This is a genomic window from Streptomyces virginiae (assembly GCF_040638905.1).
Classification (GTDB): Bacteria; Actinomycetota; Actinomycetes; order Streptomycetales; family Streptomycetaceae; genus Streptomyces; species Streptomyces virginiae_B.
On sequence record NZ_JBEZYV010000004.1, the window covers coordinates 140369 to 166726 of the forward strand.

The 26358-nt window shown below is 71.6% G+C and carries 26 protein-coding genes; 21 read left to right on the top strand and 5 right to left on the bottom strand.

The features are described 5' to 3' along the window. Window positions 1–28: 28 nt before the first annotated feature. The 5 genes from AB0F82_RS08560 (at window position 29) to glmM (ending at window position 5690) form a co-directional block, all read left to right on the top strand. Window positions 29–1648, top strand: a complete 1620-nt coding sequence (locus AB0F82_RS08560; protein WP_356811226.1) for an ABC-F family ATP-binding cassette domain-containing protein — start codon at window positions 29–31, stop codon at window positions 1646–1648. An 18-nt stretch (window positions 1649–1666) separates the two neighbouring features. Continuing rightward, window positions 1667–2950 (top strand): glycosyltransferase family 87 protein, encoded by a 1284-nt coding sequence (locus tag AB0F82_RS08565; protein WP_362625071.1) that lies wholly within the window; start codon window positions 1667–1669, stop codon window positions 2948–2950. A gap of 243 nt (window positions 2951–3193) precedes the next feature. Beyond that, complete coding sequence (gene rplM / locus AB0F82_RS08570) at window positions 3194–3637, top strand: 50S ribosomal protein L13 (protein WP_356811224.1); 444 nt, start codon at window positions 3194–3196, stop codon at window positions 3635–3637. A 42-nt stretch (window positions 3638–3679) separates the two neighbouring features. After that, window positions 3680–4195 carry a 30S ribosomal protein S9 gene (rpsI, locus tag AB0F82_RS08575; RefSeq protein ID WP_030773858.1) on the top strand — a complete coding sequence of 172 codons (516 nt, stop codon included), beginning with the start codon at window positions 3680–3682 and terminating at the stop codon, window positions 4193–4195. Window positions 4196–4331: 136 nt separating this feature from the next. Then, window positions 4332–5690 carry a phosphoglucosamine mutase gene (gene glmM, locus AB0F82_RS08580; RefSeq protein WP_356811223.1) on the top strand — a complete coding sequence of 453 codons (1359 nt, stop codon included), beginning with the start codon at window positions 4332–4334 and terminating at the stop codon, window positions 5688–5690. 21 nt (window positions 5691–5711) lie between these two features. Here glmM and AB0F82_RS08585 read toward each other — a convergent pair whose 3' ends face one another. Next, window positions 5712–6683 (bottom strand): DUF389 domain-containing protein, encoded by a 972-nt coding sequence (locus AB0F82_RS08585; RefSeq protein WP_362625074.1) that lies wholly within the window; start codon window positions 6681–6683, stop codon window positions 5712–5714. A gap of 16 nt (window positions 6684–6699) precedes the next feature. After that, a complete protein-coding gene (coaA, locus tag AB0F82_RS08590) occupies window positions 6700–7749 on the bottom strand; it encodes a type I pantothenate kinase (protein WP_356811221.1) in 1050 nt (349 codons plus the stop codon). A 260-nt stretch (window positions 7750–8009) separates the two neighbouring features. Between coaA and AB0F82_RS08595 the strand changes: the two genes are divergently transcribed. From AB0F82_RS08595 to AB0F82_RS08635, 9 genes are all read left to right on the top strand, one after another. Further along, window positions 8010–8744: a hypothetical protein gene (locus AB0F82_RS08595; protein WP_356811220.1), complete on the top strand. Its 735-nt coding sequence runs from the start codon at window positions 8010–8012 to the stop codon at window positions 8742–8744. A gap of 250 nt (window positions 8745–8994) precedes the next feature. After that, window positions 8995–9759 (top strand): hypothetical protein, encoded by a 765-nt coding sequence (locus AB0F82_RS08600; protein ID WP_356811219.1) that lies wholly within the window; start codon window positions 8995–8997, stop codon window positions 9757–9759. A 102-nt stretch (window positions 9760–9861) separates the two neighbouring features. Next, on the top strand, window positions 9862–11709 hold the full coding sequence (gene glmS, locus AB0F82_RS08605; RefSeq protein ID WP_362625077.1) for a glutamine--fructose-6-phosphate transaminase (isomerizing): 1848 nt from the start codon (window positions 9862–9864) through the stop codon (window positions 11707–11709). 21 nt (window positions 11710–11730) lie between these two features. After that, complete coding sequence (locus AB0F82_RS08610) at window positions 11731–12099, top strand: holo-ACP synthase (protein ID WP_356811217.1); 369 nt, start codon at window positions 11731–11733, stop codon at window positions 12097–12099. Window positions 12100–12103: 4 nt separating this feature from the next. Then, window positions 12104–13507: an NAD(P)H-hydrate dehydratase gene (locus AB0F82_RS08615; RefSeq protein WP_362625079.1), complete on the top strand. Its 1404-nt coding sequence runs from the start codon at window positions 12104–12106 to the stop codon at window positions 13505–13507. A 301-nt stretch (window positions 13508–13808) separates the two neighbouring features. Continuing rightward, window positions 13809–14945, top strand: a complete 1137-nt coding sequence (gene alr, locus AB0F82_RS08620) for an alanine racemase (protein ID WP_362625081.1) — start codon at window positions 13809–13811, stop codon at window positions 14943–14945. Continuing rightward, window positions 14890–16149: an alpha/beta fold hydrolase gene (locus AB0F82_RS08625; protein ID WP_436840739.1), complete on the top strand. Its 1260-nt coding sequence runs from the start codon at window positions 14890–14892 to the stop codon at window positions 16147–16149. The genes alr and AB0F82_RS08625 overlap by 56 nt, the downstream gene beginning before the upstream one ends. After that, the gene (gene tsaE, locus AB0F82_RS08630) at window positions 16100–16666 is read left to right on the top strand and encodes a tRNA (adenosine(37)-N6)-threonylcarbamoyltransferase complex ATPase subunit type 1 TsaE (RefSeq protein ID WP_356811213.1); all 567 of its coding nucleotides are present in this window, start codon (window positions 16100–16102) and stop codon (window positions 16664–16666) included. The genes AB0F82_RS08625 and tsaE overlap by 50 nt, the downstream gene beginning before the upstream one ends. Window positions 16667–16783: 117 nt before the next feature. Then, window positions 16784–16972 (top strand): hypothetical protein, encoded by a 189-nt coding sequence (locus AB0F82_RS08635; RefSeq protein WP_356811212.1) that lies wholly within the window; start codon window positions 16784–16786, stop codon window positions 16970–16972. 93 nt (window positions 16973–17065) lie between these two features. On the opposite strand, the gene AB0F82_RS08640 is transcribed toward AB0F82_RS08635, so the two are convergent. Beyond that, window positions 17066–17629: a hypothetical protein gene (locus tag AB0F82_RS08640; protein WP_356811211.1), complete on the bottom strand. Its 564-nt coding sequence runs from the start codon at window positions 17627–17629 to the stop codon at window positions 17066–17068. A 119-nt stretch (window positions 17630–17748) separates the two neighbouring features. Between AB0F82_RS08640 and tsaB the strand changes: the two genes are divergently transcribed. Genes tsaB through AB0F82_RS08660 form a run of 4 tightly spaced genes read left to right on the top strand, consistent with a single transcriptional unit; the run spans window position 17749 to window position 20324 of the window. Beyond that, complete coding sequence (gene tsaB / locus AB0F82_RS08645; protein ID WP_362625085.1) at window positions 17749–18411, top strand: tRNA (adenosine(37)-N6)-threonylcarbamoyltransferase complex dimerization subunit type 1 TsaB; 663 nt, start codon at window positions 17749–17751, stop codon at window positions 18409–18411. A 26-nt stretch (window positions 18412–18437) separates the two neighbouring features. Next, window positions 18438–18917 (top strand): ribosomal protein S18-alanine N-acetyltransferase, encoded by a 480-nt coding sequence (rimI, locus tag AB0F82_RS08650; protein ID WP_030653711.1) that lies wholly within the window; start codon window positions 18438–18440, stop codon window positions 18915–18917. After that, window positions 18910–20055 carry a tRNA (adenosine(37)-N6)-threonylcarbamoyltransferase complex transferase subunit TsaD gene (gene tsaD / locus AB0F82_RS08655; RefSeq protein ID WP_356811209.1) on the top strand — a complete coding sequence of 382 codons (1146 nt, stop codon included), beginning with the start codon at window positions 18910–18912 and terminating at the stop codon, window positions 20053–20055. The genes rimI and tsaD overlap by 8 nt, the downstream gene beginning before the upstream one ends. After that, window positions 20052–20324, top strand: a complete 273-nt coding sequence (locus AB0F82_RS08660; protein ID WP_362625088.1) for a hypothetical protein — start codon at window positions 20052–20054, stop codon at window positions 20322–20324. The genes tsaD and AB0F82_RS08660 overlap by 4 nt, the downstream gene beginning before the upstream one ends. A gap of 99 nt (window positions 20325–20423) precedes the next feature. Here the strand turns inward: AB0F82_RS08660 and AB0F82_RS08665 are convergent, their stop codons facing one another. After that, entirely contained in the window at window positions 20424–21620 is a 1197-nt protein-coding gene (locus tag AB0F82_RS08665) for a class I SAM-dependent methyltransferase (RefSeq protein WP_362625090.1), read from the bottom strand. A 107-nt stretch (window positions 21621–21727) separates the two neighbouring features. Between AB0F82_RS08665 and AB0F82_RS08670 the strand changes: the two genes are divergently transcribed. Both AB0F82_RS08670 and AB0F82_RS08675 read left to right on the top strand, forming a co-directional pair. Continuing rightward, window positions 21728–22684, top strand: coding sequence for a polysaccharide deacetylase family protein (locus tag AB0F82_RS08670; protein ID WP_436842055.1), 957 nt, complete (start codon window positions 21728–21730; stop codon window positions 22682–22684). A 14-nt stretch (window positions 22685–22698) separates the two neighbouring features. Continuing rightward, complete coding sequence (locus tag AB0F82_RS08675; protein ID WP_362625094.1) at window positions 22699–23580, top strand: polysaccharide deacetylase family protein; 882 nt, start codon at window positions 22699–22701, stop codon at window positions 23578–23580. 249 nt (window positions 23581–23829) lie between these two features. On the opposite strand, the gene AB0F82_RS08680 is transcribed toward AB0F82_RS08675, so the two are convergent. Beyond that, window positions 23830–25224 (bottom strand): FtsW/RodA/SpoVE family cell cycle protein, encoded by a 1395-nt coding sequence (locus AB0F82_RS08680; protein WP_362625096.1) that lies wholly within the window; start codon window positions 25222–25224, stop codon window positions 23830–23832. A 715-nt stretch (window positions 25225–25939) separates the two neighbouring features. On the opposite strand from AB0F82_RS08680, the gene groES reads away from it, so the two are divergent. Beyond that, on the top strand, window positions 25940–26248 hold the full coding sequence (groES, locus tag AB0F82_RS08685) for a co-chaperone GroES (RefSeq protein WP_030011064.1): 309 nt from the start codon (window positions 25940–25942) through the stop codon (window positions 26246–26248). Window positions 26249–26358: the final 110 nt, after the last annotated feature.

Consider the following 26358-nt stretch of genomic DNA (forward strand, 5'->3'; position numbering starts at 1 on the left):
TCGTGCGCCGACCTGGACAATGCCCGGCATGGGACATCTCGAAGCCAGCCACCTGGAGTACTACCTTCCCGACGGGCGGGTACTGCTCCCCGACGTCTCCTTCCGCGTGGGGGAGGGGGCGGTGGTCGCCCTGGTCGGGGCGAACGGCGCCGGCAAGACCACCCTGCTGAAGCTGATCTCGGGGGAGCTCCAGCCGCACGGCGGCGGCGTGACGATCAGCGGCGGGCTCGGCGTGATGTCCCAGTTCGTGGGCTCCGTACGCGACGAGACGACCGTACGGGACCTGCTGGTCTCGGTGGCCCAGCCGCGGATCCGGGAGGCCGCGAAGGCCGTCGACCGCGCCGAGCACCTGATCATGACGGTGGACGACGAGGCCGCGCAGATGGCCTACGCCCAGGCCCTCAGCGACTGGGCCGACGTCCAGGGCTACGAGGCGGAGACCCTGTGGGACGTCTGCACGACGGCCGCGCTGGCCATCCCGTACGACTCCGCCCAGTTCCGCGAGGTGCGCACGCTCTCCGGCGGTGAGCAGAAGCGGCTCGTGCTGGAGGCGCTGCTGCGCGGGCCGGACGAGGTGCTGCTGCTCGACGAGCCGGACAACTACCTCGACGTCCCGGGCAAGCGGTGGCTGGAGGAGCAGCTGAAGGCGACCCGCAAGACGGTCCTCTTCGTCTCCCACGACCGGGAGCTGCTGACCCAGGCCGCCGAGAAGATCATCAGCCTAGAGGCGAGCCCGACCGGCTCCGACGTCTGGGTGCACGGAGCGGGCTTCGGTACCTACCACGAGGCCCGCAAGGAGCGCTTCGCCCGCTTCGAGGAGCTCAAGCGGCGCTGGGACGAGGAGCACGCCCGGCTCAGGGCCCTGGTGCTGCGGTTGCGCAACCAGGCCGCCAGCAGCCCCGACATGGCCTCGCGCTACCGGGCGATGCAGACCCGCTTCCAGAAGTTCGAGGAGGCCGGTCCGCCGCCGGAGCCGCCGCGCGAGCAGGACATCAAGATGCGGCTCAAGGGCGGCCGTACGGGCGTGCGCGCGCTGACCGTGGAGAACCTGGAGCTCACCGGGCTGATGAAGCCGTTCTCCCTGGAGGTCTTCTACGGGGAGCGGGTGGCGGTGCTCGGCTCGAACGGCTCGGGCAAGTCGCACTTCCTGCGGCTGCTGGCCGGCGAGGACGTCAAGCACACCGGGGACTGGAAGCTGGGCGCACGGGTGGTTCCCGGCCATTTCGCCCAGACCCACGCCCACCCGGAGCTGTTCGGCCGCACCCTCGTCGAGATCCTGTGGACGGAGGCGGCCAAGCCCCTGGGACAGGCGATGGGCGCTCTGCGCCGCTACGAGCTGGAGCGCCAGGCCGAGCAGCCCTTCGAGAAGCTCTCGGGCGGCCAGCAGGCGCGTTTCCAGATCCTGCTGCTGGAGCTGGCGGGCACCACGGCGCTGCTGCTGGACGAGCCCACGGACAACCTGGACCTGGAGTCCGCAGAAGCCCTCCAGGACGGCCTGGAGTCCTACGACGGGACCGTGCTGTGCGTCACGCACGACCGCTGGTTCGCGCGCACATTTGACCGCTACCTGGTCTTCGGTTCGGACGGTGTTGTGCGGGAGACTCAGGAGCCCGTGTGGGACGAACGCAGGGTCGAACGCAAGCGCTAACGGTGAGGGAGGGGCGTCGTGGGCCTGAGGCCTGGCATCTGGCTCATGAGGTGGAAGGCGCTGAGGCCCGGGAACCGGCTCGTCGACTGGCTGCTGCGGCCGGCCCCCCGGTCCTGGCGGGTGCTCTGTCTCGCGGTGCTCCTCGGGATCTGCGTCTCCACGAGCCTGCGGGCGAACTGGGGCTCGGACAACGCCTTCGTCGTCAAGGCGGCGCAGACGCTGCTGGAGGGCGGGTCGCCGTACGAGGACAAGCGCTTCCTCTACCTGCCCAGCGCCGTGCTCATGGCGGTACCGGAGGCGCTGGTCCCGCGCGGGGTGCTGCGCTGGATCCTGCCGGTCGGCATGTCGGGGCTGCTGGGCATCGGCTGGCTGGCGGCCCTGCGGCTGTTCTCGGTGCCGCTGCGCTCCCGCCTCGCGGTCGGCGGTCTCGCCGTGTTCGCCCTCGCCTACAAGCCGTACGTGAACCTGGTGCTGATCGGCAACTGGACGGCCATCTCGGCGGCCGCGCTGCCCGTGGCGCTGCTGCTCGCGCACCGGCGGTCCTGGGGGGCGGCCGGACTGGTGGTCGGGCTGGCCATCGCCTGCAAGCCGATGCTGGTGCCGATCGGGCTGCTCTTCCTGCTGGCCCGCCAGTGGCGGGGGCTGGCCGCGGCGGTGCTGGTGCCCCTGGGGGTCTCGCTGGCCGGTGCCCTGATGATGCCGAGCCCGTCGCTGTTCTTCACCAAGACCCTGCCGTTCCTGCTCCAGGGGCAGGACGCGTACGCACTGCCCTGGGACGCCTCGCCGATAGCGGTGCTGCCGCGGCTGGGGGTGCCGCAGCCGCTGGCGGTGCTGGTGGCCTTCGCGGGGGCCGCGGCCGGTCTGTGGGCGGCCTGGGCGCGGTGGCGGCGTACGGACCAGGACGGCGACGGCGGTGAGCTGCGTCTCGTGGAGACCGCCTGCATGGTGATGCTCGCCGCATTCCTGGTGTCGCGGCCGTCCTTCGACCACTACCTGCTCGTGGTGCTGCCGCTGCTGTTGGCCTCGGTGGTGCGATCGGGGTCTACGGCCCGCTCGCCCTGGTTCTGGCTGGCCCTGACGCCGCAGCTGGCCCTGCTCCCGTGGCCCTCCGAGCTGGCCCACAAACGGCGCGCCTTCAAGGACTGCGCCACCCTTTGCGGGCTCGCGATCGTGCTGGCGCGTCATGCACTGCGCTCCAGTCGGGTTATTCTGGGGCCCGTAACAACTGCGGGGTCCCCACCCAGGACCGAACCGGAGTGCGCCGCGACGTCAGCAGAATCGGCATCGCGGACCGCGTTTTGACCCGTACGGGTCTGCTTGGGTATCCTGCTGGTTTGTTATGCGTATTGGCTTTCTCATTCTCACGTGAAAGGGCCTTACGCCGGTCCACCGGACCGATGACCAGCAGTTGGCCGTTCACACGGGTTGCGTCCCCGGAGTGAACGAGGGCTGTCGTGATCGTCCGTGGTGACCCTGTCAGGATCCTTCCCGCGGGGCTTTGCGCCCTATGGGATGACCCACCACTGAAGAAGCGAAGGCATACGCGTGCGTACGTTCAGCCCCAAGCCCGGCGACATCTCGCGCCAGTGGCTCGTCATCGACGCCCAGGACGTCGTCCTCGGCCGTCTGGCGACCCAGGCCGCTGCCCTCCTCAGGGGCAAGCACAAGCCGACCTATGCCCCCCACATGGACATGGGCGACTTCGTCATCATCATCAACGCCGACAAGGTTCACCTGTCCGGCAACAAGGCCTCCCAGAAGATGGCGTACCGCCACTCCGGTTTCCCGGGCGGTCTGCGTTCCGTGCGTTACGACGACCTCCTGGCGAACAACCCGGAGAAGGCCGTCGAGAAGGCCGTCAAGGGCATGCTCCCCAAGAACACCCTGGGCCGTCAGATGCTCTCGAAGCTGAAGGTCTACTCGGGCGACCAGCACCCCCACGCTGCCCAGCAGCCGGTGCCGTTCGAGATCACCCAGGTCGCGCAGTAGTTCCGGCCACCCCCTAAGACACAGAGAATTCTGAGGAGCATCGTGGCCGAGACCACCGCCGAGACCCCCGTCGACGAGTTCGAGGGCGTCGAGGAGTACACCACCGAGTCCGAGGTCGTCGTCGAGGGCGACTACACCTCCGAGTCCCTTGCCGGTCGCTTCGGTGACCCCCAGCCGGCCGCCGGCCTGGGCCGTCGCAAGAACGCCATCGCCCGCGTCCGGATCGTTCCGGGCACCGGCAAGTGGAAGATCAACGGTCGCACCCTTGAGGACTACTTCCCCAACAAGGTGCACCAGCAGGAAGTCAACGAGCCCTTCAAGCTCCTGGAGCTCGACGGCCGCTACGACGTCATCGCCCGCATCTCGGGTGGCGGCGTCTCCGGCCAGGCCGGCGCCCTGCGCCTCGGTGTGGCCCGCGCGCTGAACGAGGCGGACGTGGACAACAACCGCCCGGCGCTGAAGAAGGCCGGCTTCCTCTCCCGCGACGACCGTGCGGTCGAGCGCAAGAAGGCCGGTCTCAAGAAGGCCCGTAAGGCTCCGCAGTACAGCAAGCGTTAATCTGCGCCTGCTGTTCTGCAACGAAACCGCCCCGGCAGCACTCTCTGTGCTGCCGGGGCGGTTCGTTTACCGCCACAAGCGGCAAATACCTGACACAAGCGGTCATACGCGAAGCGCAAAACTCGGGAGGACAACAGTGGGACGACTCTTCGGGACGGACGGTGTACGCGGCGTCGCCAACGCGGATCTGACGGCGGAGCTCGCGCTCGGCCTCTCCGTGGCGGCTGCCCACGTACTCGCCGAGGCGGGCACCTTCGAAGGCCACCGGGCGACCGCCGTGGTCGGCCGGGACCCCCGGGCCTCCGGTGAATTCCTCGAGGCCGCGGTCGTGGCCGGCCTCGCGAGCGCGGGCGTGGACGTCCTGCGCGTCGGTGTGCTGCCCACCCCGGCGGTGGCGTATCTCACCGGTGCGCTGGGTGCCGACCTCGGCGTTATGCTCTCCGCCAGCCACAACGCCATGCCCGACAACGGCATCAAGTTCTTCGCCCGCGGCGGCCACAAGCTCGCCGACGAGCTGGAGGACCGCATCGAGTCGACCTACGAGGAGCACCGCACCGGCGCCCCCTGGGACCGGCCCACCGGCTCCGGCGTCGGCCGCGTCTCGGACTACACCGAGGGCTTCGAGAAGTACGTCTCCCACCTCATCGGCGTCCTGCCCAACCGCCTCGACGGCCTGAAGATCGTCCTCGACGAGGCGCACGGCGCGGCCGCCTACGTCTCGCCGGAGGCGTTCGCCCGGGCCGGCGCGGAGATCGTCACGATCGGTGCCGAGCCGGACGGCCTGAACATCAACGACGGCTGCGGCTCCACCCACCTCGGCCTGCTGAAGGCGGCCGTGGTCGAGCACGGCGCCGACTTCGGCATCGCGCACGACGGCGACGCGGACCGCTGCCTGGCCGTGGACGGCAGCGGCGCCGAGGTCGACGGCGACCAGATCCTCGCGGTGCTGGCGCTGGCCATGCGCGAGGCCGGCCAGCTGCGCGAGAACACCGTGGTCGGGACCGTGATGTCCAACCTGGGCTTCAAGCTGGCCATGGAGGGCGAGGGCATCCACGTCGTCCAGACCGGGGTCGGCGACCGGTACGTGCTGGAGTCGATGAAGGAGCACGGTTACGCGCTCGGCGGCGAGCAGTCCGGCCACGTGATCATCCTCGACCACGCGACCACCGGCGACGGCACGCTGACCGGTCTGCTGCTGGCGGCGCGGGTCGCGGCCACCGGCAAGTCCCTGGCCGAGCTGGCGGGCGTCATGCAGCGGCTGCCGCAGGTCCTGATCAACGTTCCCGACGTGGACAAGTCCCGCGTCGCCACCTCTGCCGAACTGGCGGTTGCGGTGACCGACGCCGAGCGCGAGCTGGGCACCACCGGCCGGGTGCTGCTGCGTTCGTCCGGTACGGAGCCACTCGTGCGGGTGATGGTCGAGGCTGCCGACATCGACCAGGCGCGCGCGGTCGCCGGCCGCCTCGCGGACGCCGTGAAGTCGGCGCTCGGCTAGGGCGTGTCTTAGGTCCCGTACCTAGATTCCGCCGCCAGGCCCGTGTGGCGCACCCGGTTTCCGGATCATCCGGTTCTGCTGGGTGCGCCACAGCAGTTTCCAGGCGATGAGGGTGAGCGTGCCCGCAAGGATGATGCCGCCCAGGTTGAGCGCCAGCTGTATGCCGGAGCCCCACATCTGGGCGAAGTCGCCGTAGCTGAGGGCCACGGCGGCGTTGGCGGCCGCCGGGACCGTGGTGACGGAGATCGCCACGCCGACCAGGGCGCCGGCCTTCGCCGACGTCAGCGACAGCATGCCGGCCACGCCGGCGAGCAGCGCCACGACGAACGAGAACGGGTCGGGCTGCCAGATGAAGCTGGTGTTCGGCCGTTCGTTCTCCAGCAGGTGCTCGTGGAAGAGGCCCAGCGCGTCCATGGCCAGACTGAAGGCCGTCGTCGCCACGATCGCCGCCGTGAAGCCCACCGTCAGCGCGATGAACGAGCGCCAGGCGAGTTTGGGCCTGCGCCGCACCAGACCGGTGCACACGCCGGCGAGCGGGCCGAACTCGGGGCCGACCGCCATCGCACCCACGATCAGCACGGCGTTGTCGAGCACGACACCGCACGCCGCGATCATCGTCGCCAGGACCATGAAGGCGGTGTAGGTGATGGTGAGGGTGGACTCCTCGTGCGTCGATTCGGCGAGCTGCTCCCAGATCACCGCGTCGGCGGCCTCGCCCGGCGCCTCCACCTCCGCCTGGTCGGCGCGCCGGGAGATCGACAGGTCGATGTTCTCGACGGCGATGGAACCGGTCTCGCCGATGCCGAGCGCGCGCATGTTCTGGAGCAGCTCGTCGGCAGACTCCCGGGCGACGTCGCAGAGCACGAGGTCGCCCTCCGGGTCGCGGGCGGCGCCCGTGAGGACGACCAGGTGGGTGGTGCCGACCGTCCGGTCGACCAGCTCCACCACCTGCTCGGTGAGGTGGTGCGGGGTGATCATCCGCAGATGCAGCATCCCCGCACCCTAGCCACTACAGCTTGCGCAGGCTCAGCTTCTGCACTTTGTGGTCCGGGCCCTTGCGGACGACGAGCGTGGCCCGGCCGCGGGTGGGCGCCACGTTCTCCAGCAGATTGGGCCTGTTGATGGTCCGCCACATCGTCTGCGCGTACTCCATGGCCTCCTCCTCGGAGACCTGCGTGTACTTGCGGAAGTACGAGAAGGGGTTCTGGAAGGCGGTCTCGCGCAGCTTGCGGAAGCGGTTGAGGTACCACCGCTCGATGTCCTCGGCGCGGGCGTCCACGTACACGCTGAAGTCGAAGTAGTCGGCGAGGGCGACGCGGGTCCGGCCGTCGGTGCCGGGCAGCGCCGGCTGGAGTACGTTGAGGCCCTCGACGATGAGGATGTCCGGGCGGCGTACGACGAGCTCCTCGCCCGGCACGATGTCGTAGATCAGGTGCGAGTAGACCGGGGCCCGCACCTCGTCCTTGCCGGCCTTGATGTCGGCGACGAAACGGGTGAGCGCCCGGCGGTCGTAGGACTCGGGGAAGCCCTTGCGGGAAGTGAGCCCGCGCCGCTGGAGCTCCTTCATCGGGTACAGGAAGCCGTCGGTGGTGACCAGCTCCACCCGCGGGTGCTCGGGCCAGCGGGCGAGCAGGGCCTGCAGCAGACGGGCCACCGTGGATTTGCCGACGGCGACCGAACCGGCCACCCCTATGACGAAGGGGGTGCCCGCCTGCGCGCCGTGGCCGTTGCCGGCGTCGCCGAGGAAGGTGTTGAGGGTGCCGCGGAGGTTGCTGGTGGCGCCGACGTAGAGGTTCAGGAGGCGCGAGAGCGGCAGGTAGACGTCGCGGACCTCGTCGAGGTCGATGACGTCGCCGAGGCCGCGCAGGCGCTCCACCTCGTCGGCGGTGAGCGGCAGCGGCGTCCGCTCGCGCAGGGCGCTCCACTCGGCCCGGGTGAGGTCGAGGTACGGCGAGGCCTCAGGACCGCGGCGGTGCGCGGCGCGCGGGGGCTGACCCTCCCGGCCGGTGTGCTCCGTTGCACCCGCGGGCGTGTTGCTTCGTGGCGGCGAAGTGATCACACCGCCATTGTCGGGGCTGGGGGGCGGTTGTGGGTGGTGGGGTCGGTCACGTGCGCAACGGGAGGAAGGGTCTCGATTCGGGGCGACGCGGGTTGCGCCCTGATCACGATCCGCGCCCGCGGTCACGAGCGGGAGACCGGCGGTCGGGGGACGGCCGTACAGTGCGGAGCGCCGCAGTCCGTTTCCGTGTGCCGCCTGTCCGCGGCGCTGTTCGCGCTGCTCTGTCATGCCTTGCCCTGTTGCCCCTGTGGGAGTCCTCCGTGCGTACCTCTCTTGTCCGTCGTGCCGTACTGACCGCGTCCGCGGCGTCCCTGGGCCTGCTGGCCGCCGCCTGCACCGGCTCCGGCCAGGGTGGCGCCGAGGCCGACGCCAAGCCGTCCGTGAGCACCCCGGCCCCCGCGCCGACGCCCGAGGCGAAGGCCCTCGGCCCGGCGGAGCTGGAGAAGCTCACGCTGGCCGACGGCGACGTGGCCAAGGTGAAGATCGAGAAGGCCGGCGCCGACGACGTGGCCAAGGCCGCCGAGGTCACCACCGACAAGCAGGAGTGCAGGCCCCTGGCGGAGGCGGGCGGCCTGGCTCCCGTCGGCAAGGCCGTCACCACCACCGAGCGCATCGGCACCGGAGCGCCCACCGATCCGGCCAACCCGATGAGCATCACCCTGACCTCCGTCCAGCTCGCGTCGTACGACGCCAAGGGCGCCGAAGAATCGCTGGCTTCGATGAAGGCGGCCGGTCAGGCTTGCGCGGGCGGTTTCACCACGACGGTGAAGGGCGAGAAGACCGTGGTCAAGTCGGTCGGGCCCGCGGCTCTGACCGCGGGCGACGACGCCGCGTCGTGGGCGTTCACCGCCGAGAGCGACGGCGAAACCCTGAAGAGCCAGATGGTCGCCTTCCGCAAGGGCAACAACCTCGTCGTGATCCACTCCTTCCAGTTCACGGGCAAGCCCGCGCTTCCGCAGGCCTTCGTGGACGCCCAGCTCAAGAAGCTCGGCTGATCACCTCCGGCACCCGGACCGGAACCGTGCGCTCGCGGTTCCGGGTTTCCGGGTCGCACGGGAATCGGTACCGGTTCGGGGCTCTTCGAGGTCTCGCGTCGGTCACGATGTGCCGCGGCCGCGCAAATTCGCGGTCGGAAGATCGTTTGAATAGTAGATTTCCCGGTGCGGCAGTTCCGAAGCGCGCCCCGCGAAGTCCGGGCGGCACTCCTGTCGTTCCCGTCTTCGTTGTCTGTGGGGGAGATCCTTCGTGCGTACCGCAATCGTCCGTCGTACCGTCATGACCGCGTCCGCGGTGTCCCTGGCCGTGCTTGCCACCGCCTGCGGCTCCGACAAGGCCGACACCAAGACGGACGCCAAGCCGTCCGCGCCGGCCACGTCGGCCGCCCCCGCCGCCAAGGGCATGACCGACGCGGAGCTGGCCAAGCTCCTGGTGACCCAGGCCGACCTCGCGGACCACACCTTCAAGGACTCCACGCCTGCCGAGGCCGCCGCCGGTGCCACCGCCACCAGCGACAAGCCCGAGTGCAAGGTCCTGGTCCAGGCGCAGGCCTTCGTCCCGGCCGGCACCCCCTCCGGGACGGCCCGCACCAAGGCGATCGCCACCCCGAAGCCCGCCGCCGGCACCTCGCCGGAAGAGGCGGCGAAGGCGATCGCGGGTGCCCTCGGCTCCACGGCCACCACCGTGACGCTCGCCTCGTACGAGGCCAAGGGCGCCGAGGAGGCGTTCGCCGCCGTGAAGACCGCGAGCGCGAAGTGCTCCGGCGGCTACGCGGCCACCCAGGACGGCGAGACCACCAAGATCACCAAGGTCACGCCCGGTGCCGCCGTCACCGGTGGTGACGAAACCCTGCCCCTGACCGTCGAGCTCGACGCCGACGGCGAGAAGCTGACGACCCAGCTGGTCCTCGTGCGCAAGGGCAACACGGTCGCGACCTTCTCCTCCCTGAGCCTGGCCGGCACCGCCGAGCAGCCCAAGGCCCTCGTCGACGCCCAGGTGAAGAAGCTCGGCTGATCCCGGCGCACCCCCACCCCGTTCCGGCAGCACTGCCGGGGCGGGGTTTTCGGCGTGTTCAGGTACGGGGCAGACGGCCAACTACGGCGTACGCTGCGGCCTATGTGCGGAATTGTGGGTTACGTGGGAGCGCAGTCTGCGCTCGATGTGGTCATCGCCGGACTCAAGCGACTGGAGTACCGCGGCTACGACTCGGCAGGGGTCGCCGTACTCGCCGACGGCAGCATGGCCGCCGCCAAGAAGGCCGGCAAGCTCGTCAATCTGGAGAAGGAACTGGTCGCGCACCCGCTGCCGGCCGGTTCCACGGGACTCGGGCACACCCGGTGGGCGACCCACGGCGGGCCCACCGACGTCAACGCCCACCCGCACCTTGACAATTCGGGGCGCGTGGCCGTCGTGCACAACGGCATTATCGAGAACTTCGCCGCGCTGCGGGAGGAGCTCGCCGAGCGCGGACACCGGCTGGAGTCCGAGACCGACACCGAGGTCGTGGCCCACCTGCTGGCGGAACAGTTCTCGGCCACCGGCGACCTCCCCGAGGCGATGCGGCAGGTGTGCCGCCGTCTCGAAGGCGCCTTCACCCTGGTGGCCGTGCACGCCGACGAACCGGACGTGGTGGTCGGCGCGCGCCGGAACTCGCCCCTGGTGGTGGGCGTTGGAGAGGGAGAGAACTTCCTCGCCTCGGACGTGGCCGCGTTCATCGCCCACACGCGGTCCGCGATCGAGCTGGGGCAGGACCAGGTCGTCGAACTCCGCCGCGAAGGGGTCACGGTGACCAACTTCGACGGTTCGGCCGCCTCCGTGCGGGCGTACCACGTGGACTGGGACGCCTCGGCGGCCGAGAAGGGGGGATATGACTACTTCATGCTCAAGGAGATCGCCGAGCAGCCGAAGGCTGTCGCCGACACCCTCCTGGGCAGGATCGACGCGAGCGGCTCGCTGACCCTGGACGAGGTGCGCATCCCCGTCTCGGTGCTCAGGGAAGTCGACAAGGTCGTGATCGTGGCGTGCGGTACGGCTTACCACGCGGGCATGATCGCGAAGCTGGCCATCGAGCACTGGACCCGCATCCCGTGCGAGACGGAGCTGGCGAGCGAGTTCCGCTACCGCGACCCGATCCTGGACCAGCGGACGCTGGTGGTCGCGATCTCGCAGTCCGGCGAGACCATGGACACCCTGATGGCGCTGCGCCACGCACGCGAGCAGGGCGCCAAGGTGCTGGCCATCTGCAATACGAACGGGTCGACGATCCCGCGCGAATCGGACGCCGTGCTCTACACGCACGCCGGTCCGGAGGTCGCCGTCGCCTCCACCAAGGCCTTCCTCACGCAGCTGGTGGCCTGCTACCTGGTCGCGTTGTACCTCGGGCAGGTCCGCGGCACCAAGTGGGGCGACGAGATCCAGGCGGTGATCCGCGAGCTGTCGGACATCGCCGCGGCCGTGGACACCGTCCTGGAGACCATGGAGCCGGTACGCGAACTCGCGCGCTCCCTCGCCGAGAAGGACACCGTGCTCTTCCTCGGACGACACGTGGGCTACCCGGTGGCTCTGGAGGGCGCGCTCAAGCTCAAGGAGCTGGCGTACATGCACGCCGAGGGCTTCGCGGCGGGCGAGCTCAAGCACGGCCCGATCGCGCTCATCGAGAAGGACCTCCCGGTGGTCGTGGTCGTCCCCTCGCCGCGCGGCCGGTCGGTGCTCCACGACAAGATCGTGTCGAACATCCAGGAGATCCGGGCGCGCGGGGCGCGGACCATCGTGATCGCCGAGGAGGGCGACGAGGCGGTCGTCCCGTACGCGGACCACCTGATCCGCATCCCGGCGACGCCGACGCTGCTGCAGCCCCTGGTGGCGACGGTGCCGTTGCAGGTGTTCGCCTGCGAGCTGGCCACGGCCCGGGGCAACGAGGTGGACCAGCCGCGTAACCTCGCAAAGTCCGTGACCGTGGAGTAGTCGGGTAGTGGGGTAGGCCAAGTGATTGTCGGCGTCGGGATCGATGTGGCGGAGATCGAACGGTTCGGCGCGGCGCTGGCGCGCACGCCGGGCCTCGCCGGGCGGCTGTTCGTCGAGGCCGAGTTGACGCTGCCGAGCGGTGAGCGGCGCGGGACCGCCTCGCTCGCCGCGCGGTTCGCCGCCAAGGAGGCGCTGGCCAAGGCGCTCGGTGCGCCGGCCGGACTGCTGTGGACCGATGCCGAGGTCTACGTGGAGGACAGCGGGCAGCCGCGGCTGCGGGTGTCGGGAACGGTCCAGGCGCGGGCGGTGGCGCTGGGCGTGAAGTCCTGGCACATCTCGCTGAGCCACGACGCCGGTGTGGCCTCCGCCGTGGTGATCGCCGAGGGTTGACCCCATGCGTACTGCTTACAGCGTGGACACCGTACGGGCCGCCGAGCGGGAGTTGATGGCCCGGCTGCCGGAGGGCGCCCTGATGCATCGGGCGGCGGCCGGGCTGGCCGCCGCCTGCGCGGGACTGCTGACACGGCGCCGCGGCCGGGTCTACGGGGCACGGGTCGTGCTGCTCGTCGGCCCCGGCGACAACGGCGGCGACACCCTGTACGCCGGGGCCCGGCTGGCGCGGCGCGGCGCCGGGGTGACGGCCGTGCCGATGGACCCCGAACGGATGCACGCCGGCGGGCTGGCCGCACTGCGGGCCGCCGGCGGGCGGGTGGAGCAGGCCGTACCGCAGCGGGCGGACCTGGTGGTCGACGGGCTGCTCGGGATCGGCGGCCGGGGCGGGCTGCGGCCCGCGGGCGCCGCGCTGGCGGAGCGGATCCCCTCCGGGGCCCCCGTGGTCGCCGTGGACCTGCCCAGCGGGGTGGACGCCGACACCGGGGAGGTGGCGGGACCCGCCGTCACCGCCGACCTGACCGTGACGTTCGGGGCGTACAAACCGGGACTGCTGATCGATCCCGGCGCCTCCCGGGCCGGCGCCCCGCACCTCGTGGACATCGGGCTGGAACTGCCGGAGCCGGAACTGGAGGCCCTCCAGCACGCCGACGTGGCGGGGCTGCTGCCGGAGCCGACGGCGTCGAGCGACAAGTACCGGCGCGGCGTCGTCGGGATCGTCGCCGGATCGGCCCAGTACCCGGGAGCGGCGGTGCTCGCCGTCGCGGGAGCCCTCCGCGGCGGCGCGGGCGCGGTGCGCTACGTCGGCCCGGCGGCGGACGCCGTCCTGGCCCGCTACCCCGAGACGCTCATCGGGCCCGGGCGCGTACAGGCGTGGGTGATCGGCCCGGGACTGGGGGAGGGCCGCGCCGGTGAGGTCGCGGACCTGCTCGCGGGCGACGCGGCGGTACTCGTCGACGCGGACGGACTGCGTGGTCTGGACCCGGCGGTGCTGCGCGCGCGGACGGCCCCGACCCTGCTGACCCCGCACGCCGGGGAGGCCGCGGCGCTGCTCGGGGTGTCGCGGGAGTCGGTGGAGGCGGGCCGGCTGGCGGCCGTACGGCGGCTGGCGGAGCGGTACGGGGCGACGGTCCTGCTGAAGGGTTCCACGACGCTGGTCGCCTCCGCCGGCGGCCGGCCGGTCCGGGTGAACCCGACGGGCACGCCGTGGCTGGCCACAGCGGGCAGCGGGGACGTGCTGTCCGGACTGGCCGGCTCCCTCCTGGCGGCCGGGCTGTCCGGGGCGGACGCCGGCTCGGCGGGCGCGTACCTCCACGGCCTGGCGGCCCGCCGCACGGGCGGCCCCCTGCTGGCCCACCAGTTGGCCGAAGCCCTCCCCTCCGCGTGGCGCGACACCCGCCACGCCTGAGCTCGGAGCGCGGGGGCGCAACCGCCGGACGGGCCGGCGCTCCGGCCCCGCCGGCGCTTGCGGCGCGGGTCGGGGCAGAGCCCGGGAAACGGAGAAAGGACGGGGCGGGGAGGAGGCTCCGCGCAGCGGCGCCCCGCACCCGGCCCACCGGCCGCAGCCCCGCAGGGCCCGGCGGGCCGTCCGCCGCGCGCGTCCGGGCCGCGCCCCGCCCGTCGGCCCTGCGCGCCGAGCGGGGAGGAATTGTCCGTCTCATCGGCCGCCCGCACCAGGGCCGCGCGGGGGTTCTGAGAGACTGTGGGCGATGAACGAGACAGCGACGCGCGTGTACGCCGAGATCGATCTTGACGCCGTACGGGACAACGTGCGCGCACTGCGCGAGCGGGCGCCCCGGTCCGAGCTGATGGCCGTCGTCAAGGCGAACGCCTACGGACACGGGGCAGTGGAGTGCGCCAGGGCCGCCCGGCAGGCCGGCGCCACCTGGCTCGGGACCGCCACCCCCGACGAGGCCCTCGCGCTGCGCGCCGCCGGGCTCGAAGGCCGGATCATGTGCTGGCTCTGGACCCCCGGCGGGCCCTGGCGCGAGGCCGTCGAGGCCGACCTGGACGTCTCCGTCAGCGGAATGTGGGCCCTCGACGAGGTGTGTGAGGCCGCTCGCGCGGCCGGCCGCACCGCACGCGTCCAGCTCAAGGCCGACACCGGCCTCGGCCGCAACGGCTGCCAGCCCGCCGACTGGGAGGCCCTGGTCGGCGCGGCCGTCGCCGCCGAGGCCGAGGGCACCGTCAAGGTCACCGGCGTCTGGTCGCACTTCGCCTGCGCCGACGAGCCCGGCCACCCCTCGATCAAGCTCCAGCTCGACGCCTTCCGCGAGATGCTCGCGTACGCGGAGAAGGAGGGCATCGACCCCGAGGTCCGGCACATGGCCAACTCGCCCGCCACCCTCACCCTCCCCGAGTCGCACTTCGACCTGGTGCGCCCCGGCCTAGCCGTCTACGGCGTCTCGCCCGCACCCGAGATCGGGACCCCCGCCCAGCTCGGCCTGCGGCCCGCCATGACCCTCAAGGCCTCCCTCGCCCTGGTCAAGACGGTCCCCGCCGGGCACGGGGTCAGCTACGGCCACCACTACGTCACCAGCGGCGAGACGACCCTCGCGCTGGTCCCGGCCGGCTACGCCGACGGGATCCCGCGCCACGCGTCGGGGGCCGGCCCGGTGCTCGTCGGCGGCAAGATCCGCCACGTCGCCGGACGCGTCGCCATGGACCAGTTCGTGGTCGACTTGGACGCAGACCGGGCCCGCGCCGGTGACGAGGTCGTCATCTTCGGGGACGCGGAACGCGGTGAACCCTCCGCCGAGGACTGGGCACAGGCGGCGCACACGATCGCGTATGAGATCGTCACCCGTATCGGTGGGCGCGTGCCCCGGGTGTACCTGGGCGGCTGAACGGAGTGAGGGCGGCGGCGTGAGCGAGAACTGGCGCAGGGCCGGCTGGGCCGGCGCCGCCATCGGCGTGATAGCCGCGGGCGCGGCGGCCGGTGTCGCGGTCGAGCGGATCACCGTCGGACGCGGCATGCGCCGCAAGGCCCGCCTGGCCCTCGACGCCGCGGGTGACTACGGCTCCCTGCGCGGCACCGAGGGAACCTGCCGGGCCGAGGACGCCACCGAGCTCTACTACGAGGTCGACGAGCTCCCCGAGGACGGCAAGCGGCGCCGGCTGCGCCGCAAGGCCGACCCCCCGGCCACCGTCGTCTTCTGCCACGGCTACTGCCTCGCCCAGGACTCCTGGCACTTCCAGCGGGCGGCCCTGCGCGGAGTGGTCCGCGCCGTCTACTGGGACCAGCGCAGCCACGGACGCAGCGCGCGCGGCCTGGCCCAGGCCGACGGCGAGCCGCTGACCATGGAGCAGCTCGGCCGGGACCTGAAGGCCGTCATCGACGCCACCGCCCCCGAGGGCCCCCTGATCCTGGTGGGTCACTCGATGGGCGGAATGACCATCATGGGATTCGCCGAGCAGTACCCCGACCTCGTACGCGACCGCGTCGTCGGCGTGGCCCTGGTCGGCACCTCCAGCGGCCGCCTCGCCGAGGTGACGTACGGGCTCCCCGCCGCCGGCATGGGCGCCGTGCGCAGGATCCTGCCGGGCGTGCTGAAGGCCCTCGGGTCGCAGGTGGAACTGGTCGAGAAGGGCCGCCGGGCAACCGCGGACCTCTTCGCCGGCATGATCAAGATGTACTCGTTCGGCTCCCGGGACGTGGACGCGGGCGTCGCGCGCTTCGCGGAGCGGCTCATCGAGGGCACGCCGATCGACGTCGTCGCGGAGTTCTACCCGGCCTTCCAGACGCACGACAAGACCGCCGCGCTCCAGCAGTTCGCCGGCGTCCCGGTCACCGTCATCGCCGGGGACAAGGACATGATCACCCCGCCGGGCCACAGCGTGGCCATCAAGGACGTGCTGCCCGCCGCCGAGCTCGTCGTCCTGGAGTCCACCGGGCACCTGATGATGCTGGAGCGCCCGGAGACGGTGACGCGGTTGCTCATCGAGCTGCTGGCCCGCACCGGGGCGGTGCAGGTCCCGGTAGCGACTAACGTTGGCGTGCATGGAAGAAGTACCGCTGGAAGCACAGCGCAGCCAGGCACCGGAAGCTGAGTCCGGGCAGGGCACGCAGACCCGGATCACCGTTGACTCCCCCCACGCGATGCAGGAGCTGGGCCGCCGGATCGCCGGCCTGCTGCGCCCGGGCGACCTCGTCCTGCTGACCGGTGAGCTGGGCGCCGGCAAGACCACGCTGACCCGCGGCCTGGGCGAGGGCCTGGGCGTGCGCGGGGCCGTGACCTCGCCGACCTTCGTGATCGCCCGGGTGCACCCCTCGCTGACCGGCGGGCCGGCGCTGGTGCACGTGGACGCGTACCGCCTGGGCGGCGGGCTGGACGAGATGGAGGACCTGGACCTCGACGTCTCGCTGCCCGAGTCCGTGGTCGTCGTCGAGTGGGGCGACGGCAAGGTCGAGGAGCTCTCCGACGACAGGCTGCACGTGGTGATCGCGCGGGCCGTCGGCCACGAGGAGGTGCTGGACGACGTGCGCGAGGTGTCCATGCACGGGGTCGGGGCGCGCTGGGGCGCCGGAGCGGGGCTGGACGCCCTGGCCGGAGCGCTCTCGGAGTAAACGTACCGACAACTCGTCGGCAAGATATTGCGCCGGCGGCGGCCCTCGTGATGACATGGTACCGAGAGTTTCTTAGGCATGCCTAAGTACGGTGTCCCGGGGTCCCAGGAGGCAGCCATGTCGGCACCAGCAGGAGCACAGCGCCACCCCCGCCCGTCCGCCGTCCCCATGCACGCACTGCTCGCCGCCGGCATGGCCGCCACGGCCGTCTCGACGCCGCCCTCACGCGAAGAACGCGTACCGGGCGAGGACGGACCCGAGGGCGGCGTACGCGAACAGGCCGCTCCGGAATCCGAAGCGGCCTGAAGGGGTCTGGCGGCCCCCAAGGGGCTTGATGGGCCCATACCGCACGAACGGCCTCTGGCGGGTCCCCCGTACGGGTGAAGGAAGGGCGGCCCGTCAGGGCGTGACGACGACCTTGGAATTGATCGTCGCGAAGGCCCACATCGCGTCGCCGTCGGCGCGCGTCATGCGGATGCCGCCGGTCTTCTTGTTCGGGTCGGGCTCCGGGGTCGTGCCGTCCACGCGGGCGCTGAAACCGACCGCCACGCCCTCGGCGGTGGCGAACCGGACGACGTGTTCGATCGGCACACCGTCCGAGCCCGTGACCGAGCCCGAACGCGAACCCACGATGTAGGTGCCCGGCTTGGGATGCACCGTGCTCGGCATCACCGGGAACGACTTCGGCTGCTGCTGAGCGGCGTCCCCCACCAGCCACACCCGCTTCTGACCAACCGAGTACACGACGCGCACACCGGTGCCGGAACCCTCCGGCACGGGCACCGGCTTCGCCGGATCCTGCTTGCCCGCGGCCGCGGGGCTCGGGGCGGGCGCCGGCTCCTGCGCGGCTGCCTGCGGGGGGTGCGCCGGCGCCGTGGCGGAGGCCTGGTAGCCGAGGAAGCCGACGGCGGCGATCGCCGCGGCGGTGAGCCCGGCCACGATTCCCGAGCTGCTGCGTGCCACCTTGCTCCACCTCTCCGCGCTGACGTGATCCCTCGTGATCCCTCGGTCGAAAGGTAGCAGCCGCCCCGCTCAACGACCGGGCGCAAGGGGCGCGGCCGCCGGAGTCGTAGGCTGTTCGCGTGCTCTTGCTCGCAGTAGATACCGCCACGCCCGCCGTCACCGTCGCCCTGCACGACGGCGAGTCCGTCCTCGCCGAGTCCAGCCAGGTCGACGCCCGCCGCCACGGGGAGCTGCTCCTCCCCTCCGTGGACCGGATCCTCGCCCAGGCCGGGCTGAAGCTCGACGCCGTCACCGGCATCGTGGTCGGCGTCGGACCCGGCCCCTACACCGGACTGCGCGTCGGCCTCGTCACCGCCTCCACCTTCGCCGCCGTGCTGGGCGTGCCCGTCCACGGCCTGTGCACGCTCGACGGACTCGCCTACGCCGCGGGCACCGCCGGGATCGAGGGCCCCTTCACCGTCGCCACCGACGCGCGGCGCAAGGAGGTCTACTGGGCACGCTACGAGGACCCGCGCACGCGCGTCGGCGAGCCCGCCGTGGACCGCCCGGCGGAGATCGCCGAACAGGTCGCGGGAGTGCCCGCGGTGGGCCAGGGCGCGCTCCTGTACCCCGAGGTGTTCCCCGACGCACGCGGCCCCGAGCACCAGTCGGCCGCCGCACTGGCCTCGCTCGCCGCGGAACGACTCGCGGCGGGCGCGGAGTTCCTCCCTCCGACCCCGCTCTACCTGCGCCGCCCCGACGCGCAGGTGCCCAAGAACTACAAGGTGGTCACCCCGCAGTGACCACGGCCGAGACGGTTCTGCGCGAGATGCGCTGGTGGGACATCGCACCGGTGCTGGAACTCGAGCACGACCTCTTCCCCGAGGACGCCTGGTCCGCCGGGATGTTCTGGTCCGAACTGGCCCACGCCCGCGGCCCGCAGGCCACCCGCCGCTACGTCGTCGCCGAGACGGCCGACGGCCGCCTCGTCGGCTACGCCGGGCTGGCCGCCGCCGGCGACCTGGCCGACGTACAGACCATCGCGGCCGCCCGCGACCAGTGGGGGACCGGGCTCGGCGCCCGGCTCCTGACCGACCTGCTGCGCGCCGCCACCGCGTTCGAGTGCGCCGAGGTGCTGCTGGAGGTGCGCGTGGACAACACCCGCGCCCAGAAGCTCTACGAGCGCTTCGGCTTCGAGCCCATCGGCTTCCGGCGCGGCTACTACCAGCCGGGCAACGTCGACGCGCTCGTCATGCGACTGACCGACCCCGCACAAGCACGAACTGAGAGCAGTGAGAGCAATGGCTGACGAACCGCTCGTCCTCGGCATCGAGACGTCCTGCGACGAGACCGGCGTCGGCGTCGTCCGCGGCACCACCCTCCTCGCGGACGCGATCGCGTCGAGCGTCGACGAGCACGCCCGCTTCGGCGGCGTCGTGCCCGAGGTGGCCTCGCGGGCCCACCTGGAGGCGATGGTCCCCACCATCGAACGCGCCCTGAAGGAGGCCGGCGTCAGCGCCCGCGACCTCGACGGCATCGCGGTCACGGCCGGACCAGGCCTCGCCGGGGCGCTGCTGGTGGGCACCTCGGCCGCCAAGGCCTACGCATACGCCCTGGGCAAGCCCCTGTACGGCGTCAACCACCTGGCCTCGCACATCTGCGTGGACCAGCTGGAGCACGGGCCGCTGCCGGAGCCGACGATGGCGCTCCTGGTGTCCGGCGGACACTCCTCGCTGCTGCTGGCGCCCGACATCACCTCCGACGTACGGCCGCTCGGCGCGACCATCGACGACGCCGCGGGCGAGGCCTTCGACAAGATCGCGCGCGTGCTGCAGCTCGGCTTCCCCGGCGGCCCGGTCATCGACCGGCTCGCGAAGGAGGGCGATCCGAAGGCGATCAACTTCCCGCGCGGCCTGACGGGCTCGCGCGACCCCGCGTACGACTTCTCCTTCTCCGGCCTGAAGACGGCCGTGGCCCGCTGGATCGAGGCGAAGCGGAACGCGGGCGAGGAGGTGCCGGTACGCGACGTGGCGGCGTCCTTCCAGGAGGCCGTGGTGGACGTCCTGACGCGCAAGGCGATCCGGGCGTGCAAGGACGAGGGCGTCGACCACCTGATGATCGGCGGCGGTGTGGCGGCCAACTCCCGGCTCCGCTCGCTCGCCCAGGAGCGCTGCGACGCCGCGGGGATCACCCTGCGCGTGCCGCGGCCGAAGCTCTGCACGGACAACGGCGCGATGGTGGCCGCGCTGGGCGCGGAGATGGTCAAGCGGAACCGGCCGGCCTCCGACTGGGACCTCTCGGCGGACTCCTCGCTGCCGGTCACGGACCCGCACGTGCCGGGGACGTCCCACGGCCACGATCACGGCCAGTCGCACGGGCACGGGCATGGCCACAGTCACGACCACGACCACGTGCACGAGCTGAGCAAGGACAACCTGTACTCGTGAGCACCGTCGTCCTGATGTGGGAGGCCCGGGCCGCCGACGGCCGCGGCAACGAGCTGCTGGAGTGGGCCCGCGCCCAGGTCCTGGCCCGGGACCCGGTGCGCCGCGAGGTGTTGCGGGCTCCGCAGGACCGGGTGCTCGTGATCACCTGGTGGGAAGCGGCCGAGGGCCTCGCGGCGGACCTGCCCGAACTGCCCGAACCGGCCGCCGACCTGATCACGCGTGCGGTGCACCGCTGGCGCTTCGAGTCGGTGGAGGTCGACGGGGGTTAGCCGGCCGGGCCTGCGGAGGCCGACGGGCCGGGCGGGCGGCTTCCCGCCCGGAGCCGGGCCGACGCCTCGGCCCGTGCCCGCCCAGCGCCGCCCGGCACGTCACTGCCCGAGCGTCGCCGCAGGCGGCACGGCGGGGGCGCCGATCAGCATCGAGGGGGCGCCCGCCACCCGGGTCAGGAAGACGGTCGCCGAGTTCGGTCCCTGCGGCTTGACCTTCTTGCGCAGCTCCTCGGGCTCGACGGCCGAACCGCGCTTCTTCACGGTCAGGATCCCGACCCCGCGCTCGCGCAGCAGGGCCTTCAGCTTCTTCAGACCGAAAGGCAGCACGTCGGTGATCTCGTACGCCGTCGCGTACGGCGTCGCGCGCAGCTCGTCCGCGGTGACGTAGGCGATGGTCGGGTCGATGAGCCGGCCCTTCAGCTGCTCGGCGACCTCGGCGACCAGATGGGCGCGGATCACGGCTCCGTCGGGCTCGTAAAGCCAGCGGCCCACCGGCCCGGCCTCCGGATCGGGCAGCGGATCGGCGGTGTGCAGCTCGCGCGGCCCGGGGAGCAGGGTGGCGCGCACGGTCCCGGGGGCGGTGCCGAACCAGAGCACGGCCTCCTTGACGTCCCCCTGGTCGGAGATCCACTCGGCCTCGGCCTCGGCCGGGACCGCCTCGTGCGGGATCCCGGGGGCGATCTTGATGGCGGCGTACTCCGCCGCGCGGGCCGTCTCCACGGCCCACGACAGCGGCGGCGAATAGGACTCCGGATCGAAGATCCGACCGCGGCCCCCGCGCCGGGCCGGGTCGATGAAGACGGCGTCGTGGCCGGAGGTGTCCACCTCCGTCACGTCGGCCTCCCGGACCTCGATGAGGTCCGCCAGGCCCAGAGCCTCGGCATTGGCGCGCGCGACGGCGGCCGTCAGCGGATCGTGGTCCACCGCGAGCACCCGGATGCCGAGGCGGGCCATGGCGAGGGCGTCCCCGCCGATGCCGCAGCACAGGTCCGCGAGGCTTCGTACGCCGAGGGCCGCGAGCCGCTCGGCCCGGTACGAGGCCACGGACGCGCGGGTGGCCATCTCGCCGCCGCCGGGGGTGAAGTACATCCGGAAGGCGTCCTCGGCCCCGAACTTCGCCACCGCGCGCTGCCGCAGCCGGGCCTGCCCGAGGGCCGCGGAGACCAGCCCGGCGGGGTGCTCGCGGCGCAGCCTGGTGGCGACGGCCAGCTCCTGGGCGGGGTCGTAGTCGCGGAGCGAGTCGAGGAGGGCGCGGCCCTCGGGGGTGAGGAGGGCGGCGAAGTCGTCGGGGGTCACGGGTCCATTGTCGGCGACGGGGTGTGTGGGCCGGTCGGAGGAACGTCGCAGCCCGGTGCGCGGTGTCGTCCCGGAAGCCCGCGTGTCGGATGCCAGGATGCGCAGCTATGCAGCTAGTCGGACAAAAGGAAGATAAGACGCAACTGGGTCACCGGTACGCAGCGGGTGCGCGCGGCCGGTTCGGGGTGGCCGTGGCCGCCCTGCTGGTGGCCGCCCTCGGCACGGCCTGCGGCTCCGGCGAGTCGGGCGGGCCGGACAAGGCCGAGAAGACGAAGGCGGCCAAGGGCTCGGAGGCGGGCGCCGCGGGTGCGCTCAGCGCCGCCGAGAAGGCCAAGGCACTGCAGCAGGCGCGCATCGCCGCGGCGAAGAAGTGGGGGCTGCGCAAGGTGCCGCTCGCCGCCCCCGCGGCGCCGAAGGAGAAGCCCCACATCAGCACGCGCGACGGCTTCGAGGTGTGGAACCACGAAGAGGACGAACTGCCCCCGGTCTTCACCACCGTCCCCACGGAGGACAAAGTCGTCTTCCTGACCATCGACGACGGCTCCGAGAAGGACCCCGAGTTCCTGAAGATGATGCAGGAGCTGAAGATCCCGTACACGGCCTTCCTCAGCGACTACCTGGTGAAGGACAACTATCCGTACTTCAAGCAGATGCAGGCCGCCGGCGTCACCCTGAACAACCACACCCTCAACCACCGCTACATGCCCGGGCTGTCGTACGAGCAGCAGCGCGAGGAGATCTGCGGCCAGCAGGACACCATCCAGAAGACGTTCGGCAAGCGGCCGACCCTCTTCCGGCCGCCGTACGGCAACTACAACGACGACACCCTCAAGGCGGCGAAGTCCTGCGGCATCAAGGCCGTCCCGCTGTGGAACGCCGAGGCGTTCACGAACCGCATGGACTACCGCGAGTGGGACCGCGACCTGCACCCCGGTGACATCATCCTCACGCACTTCCGGGGTAAGGAGGACTGGAAGGGCACGATGCCTGACATGATCCGTCACGTCATGAAGACCGTCACGGACAAGGGATATGCCGTGGCTCGCCTGGAGGACTACTTGTGAGGTATGCGCGCCGGTTGGTAGCCGGAACGTTGGCGGCCGGCGCGCTCGCGCTCTCCCTGACGGGGTGCGGGGAGAGCGTGGACCCCATGGAACGGCTGGGCCGCAAGGCGACGCAGGAGCCGTCGCCGGCGCCGTCCGCGTCGGCGACGGCTCCTGCGCCGGACTCCGGCGGTGCGCAGGGGGGTGGGCAGGGGGGTGCCTCCGACGAGGCGTACAAGAAGTGGGGCCTGACGGCCCCCGTCCAGTACGCGCCGAAGCCCGCCCAGAAGCCGCAGATCCCGAAGGCGGCCCCCGGCAAGGTCCCGGTGATAGACCGAATACCCCTGCCGGCCGGGGACAAGACAGTCTTCCTGACCTTCGACGACGGCGCTGAGAAGGACCCCGAGTTCCTCAAGATGGCGGCCGATCTCAAGCTGCCGATCAGCATGTTCCTCACGGACAGCGTGGCCTCGTCGGACTACGGGCACTTCGAGAAGCTCCGTGACAACGGCTCGGCGAGCACGGTGAACAACCACACGCTGACCCACCCGAACCTGCGGACCCTCTCCTTCGAGGCGCAGAAGAAGGAGATATGCGGCCAGCAGGACACGCTGGAAAAGCGCTTCGGCCAGCGCCCGCCGCTCTTCCGCCCGCCCTTCGGCAACTACAACGACGACACCCTCCGGGCGGCCTCGGAGTGCGGTGTTTCGTCGGTGCTCCTGTGGCGGGTGTCGATGCAGATCAACAACTTCCAGTACGCCCAGGGCTCCGCCCTCCAGCCCGGCGACATCATCCTGGCCCACTTCCGCGGCCCGTCCGAACTCAAGGGCGCGACGGAAATCGAGATGACGACCCGCATGCTCCAGCGCATCCAGGAACAGGGCTACCGGATAGGGCGACTGGAGGACTACCTGTAAGGGCGGCTGCGGGATGGTCGGGAGCCGCTCGGTCGGTGTCAGGGATGTGCTGGGGGTTTCCCGTCAGTCCCATCGTCTCTCCGTGTCGGACCGGCCCGTCAAGGGCGCTCCTTCGTCGCGTCGCTACGCGATGTCGCTGCGCTCCACCCTTGACCGACCGTCCCGCCCCGGACATACGAGGACAGCCGGGAAACCCCCAGGACTTCTCTGATCCCGCCCGGGGGGATCCCCCCGAAGCCGCCCCGCCCCCTACGCCCGCGCCACCGGGGTGATCGTCGTTTCCGCCGGGCCGTCGGCGTCCGCCTCGCGTTGGCGCTCCGCGCTGTCGCTGATGCGGAGGAGGAGGGCGATCATGATCCAGTTGGCCAGGAGGGACGAGCCCCCCTTGGCCAGGAAGGGCAGTGCCTTGCCCGTGAGGGGGATCAGGCCCGTGACGCCCCCGGCGACCACGAAGACCTGCAGGGCCAGCGCCGAGGCCAGCGCCACCGCCAGCAGCTTGCCGAAGGGGTCGCGGGCGCCGAGGGCCATCCGCAGCCCGCGCTGCACGAGGAGCCCGTAGAGGATCAGTACGGCCATGACCCCGGCCAGGCCGAGTTCCTCGCCCACCGTCGTGAGGATGAAGTCGCTGCGGCCGGCGAACTTGATCAGCTCGGGGTGGCCCATGCCGAGGCCGGTCCCCGAGATCCCGCCCGTGCCGAAGCTGAACAGCGCCTGCGCCGACTGGTCCGAGGTGACGCCCGGGGGAGGGTTCTCCCAGTAGACGGAGAGCGGATTCAGCCAGGCCGCCACGCGCGCCTTGACGTGCGGCTCCGTCGAGCCGACGACGAAGGCGCCCGCCGAGGCCATGAGCACGCCGCACACGATCCAGCTGGTGCGCTCGGTGGCGACGTACAGCATCACCACGAAGACGCCGAAGAAGATCAGCGACGTGCCCAGGTCCCGCTCGAAGACCAGCACCAGCATCGAGAGGATCCACACCGTGATGATGGGTCCCAGCTGGCGCATCGGGGGGAGCCGCATGCCGAGGAACCTGCGACCGGTCAGGGCCAGCGCGTCGCGGTGGACGACCAGGTAGCCGGCGAAGAAGACGGCGATCATGATCTTCACGAACTCGCCGGGCTGGACCGAGAAGCCGAAGAGGATGATCCACCGCTTGGCGCCGTACCTGTCCGCGCCGAAGAACGCCGGCGCGATCAGCAGCACCAGCGCGACGGCCATCGTGATGTAGATGAACCGCTGGAGCAGCCGGTGGTCGCGCAGCAGGGCCAGTACCGCGACGCAGGCGGCGACGCCGACCACCGTCCACAGCAGTTGGCCCGGGGCGTTGGCGTCCGAGTTCCACCGTTCGATGTAGCCCTGGTCGAGGCGGTGGATCAGCACCAGCCCCAGCCCGGTCAGCAGCATGGCGAGCGGGAAGACGAGCGGGTCCGCGTAGGCCGCGAAGCGGCGCACGCCCAGGTGTCCCACCAGCGACAGCAGCGTCATGCTGATGGTGAAGCCGGCGAGGTTGGGCGGGAGCTCGCCGTTCATCGCGAGGCCCGCGGCCGCGTGCCCGAAGACGGCGATGGCGATGACGAAGGCGAGGAGCAGCGCCTCGGTGCGACGGCGGGCGCCCGCCGCCGTCAGCGGCCTCAGTCCACGCACGGGATGCCGCTGACGTCCCTGGGGGCGGACGGGAAGGGCACGGGGGGTAGCGGGCCTCCCGGATCGGCGGAGGCGCTCCGTTCGCCGGGGCCGGCGGAGGCTTTGGGTCCGTTCTGCTCGGCAATGAGGCGCTTTATCTTCATATCATCAACGACGTTGATGGCCTTCCCAAGGTTCCTTCCGAAGCCCCGGGGATCCCCGGGCACTGGCGAAGCCGGTCCGGGCGGGAAGGCGTACCGGGATCCCGGGTGTGGGTGCTGCCGGAGCCGGCGGTGGGGTGGGGGTGTGCAGGAGGCTCCTCGGCCCGGGAGGGAGGCGGGACTCGCCGGGTGCGGCCGCGAGATGCTCGCCCCCACCGAGCCCAGGAGATCCTCGTGCGGGGCACCGGCCACCCGCACACCGACAGCACCCCGCAGGGGATCGGCCGGGCCGCCCGCCCGGAATCGGCCGCAGCTCGGGCCCGCTGGAGGCCGCCGGCTCCGCAGTGCCGACCGGTCCGCCGAGGCCCCCCGCAGGGGATCCGCGCAACGCCCGGCCGACGGGAATTGGCACTCCGCTTGACCGAGTGCTAATCGCCGGAATAGTCTCGCACCTGGCACTCGCCCCCGGTGAGTGCCAACACAGCGACAGGCAGATCCGGCACCCGCGACGACGGATCGACCTGGTCGCCACCTCAGACAGTTAACCCCGGATCTCCGAAGGGGGAGGTCGGATCGTGACGACCGCCAGCTCCAAGGTTGCCATCAAGCCGCTTGAGGACCGCATTGTGGTCCAGCCGCTCGACGCCGAGCAGACCACGGCCTCCGGCCTGGTCATCCCGGACACCGCGAAGGAGAAGCCCCAGGAGGGCGTCGTCCTCGCGGTCGGTCCGGGTCGCTTCGAGGACGGCCAGCGTCTCCCGCTGGACGTCACCGTCGGCGACATCGTGCTCTACAGCAAGTACGGCGGCACCGAAGTGAAGTACAGCGGCGAGGAATACCTCGTCCTCTCGGCCCGCGACGTGCTCGCGATCGTCGAGAAGTAATTCTCTTCATCAGTACTGCTTTGAGCTGCGCCCCTGGTCACCCCGCTGATTGCCGGGCGGCGAGGGGCGCAGCCCGTTAAACCGAGTTTTCGAGAGGGCTGAACCGCTCC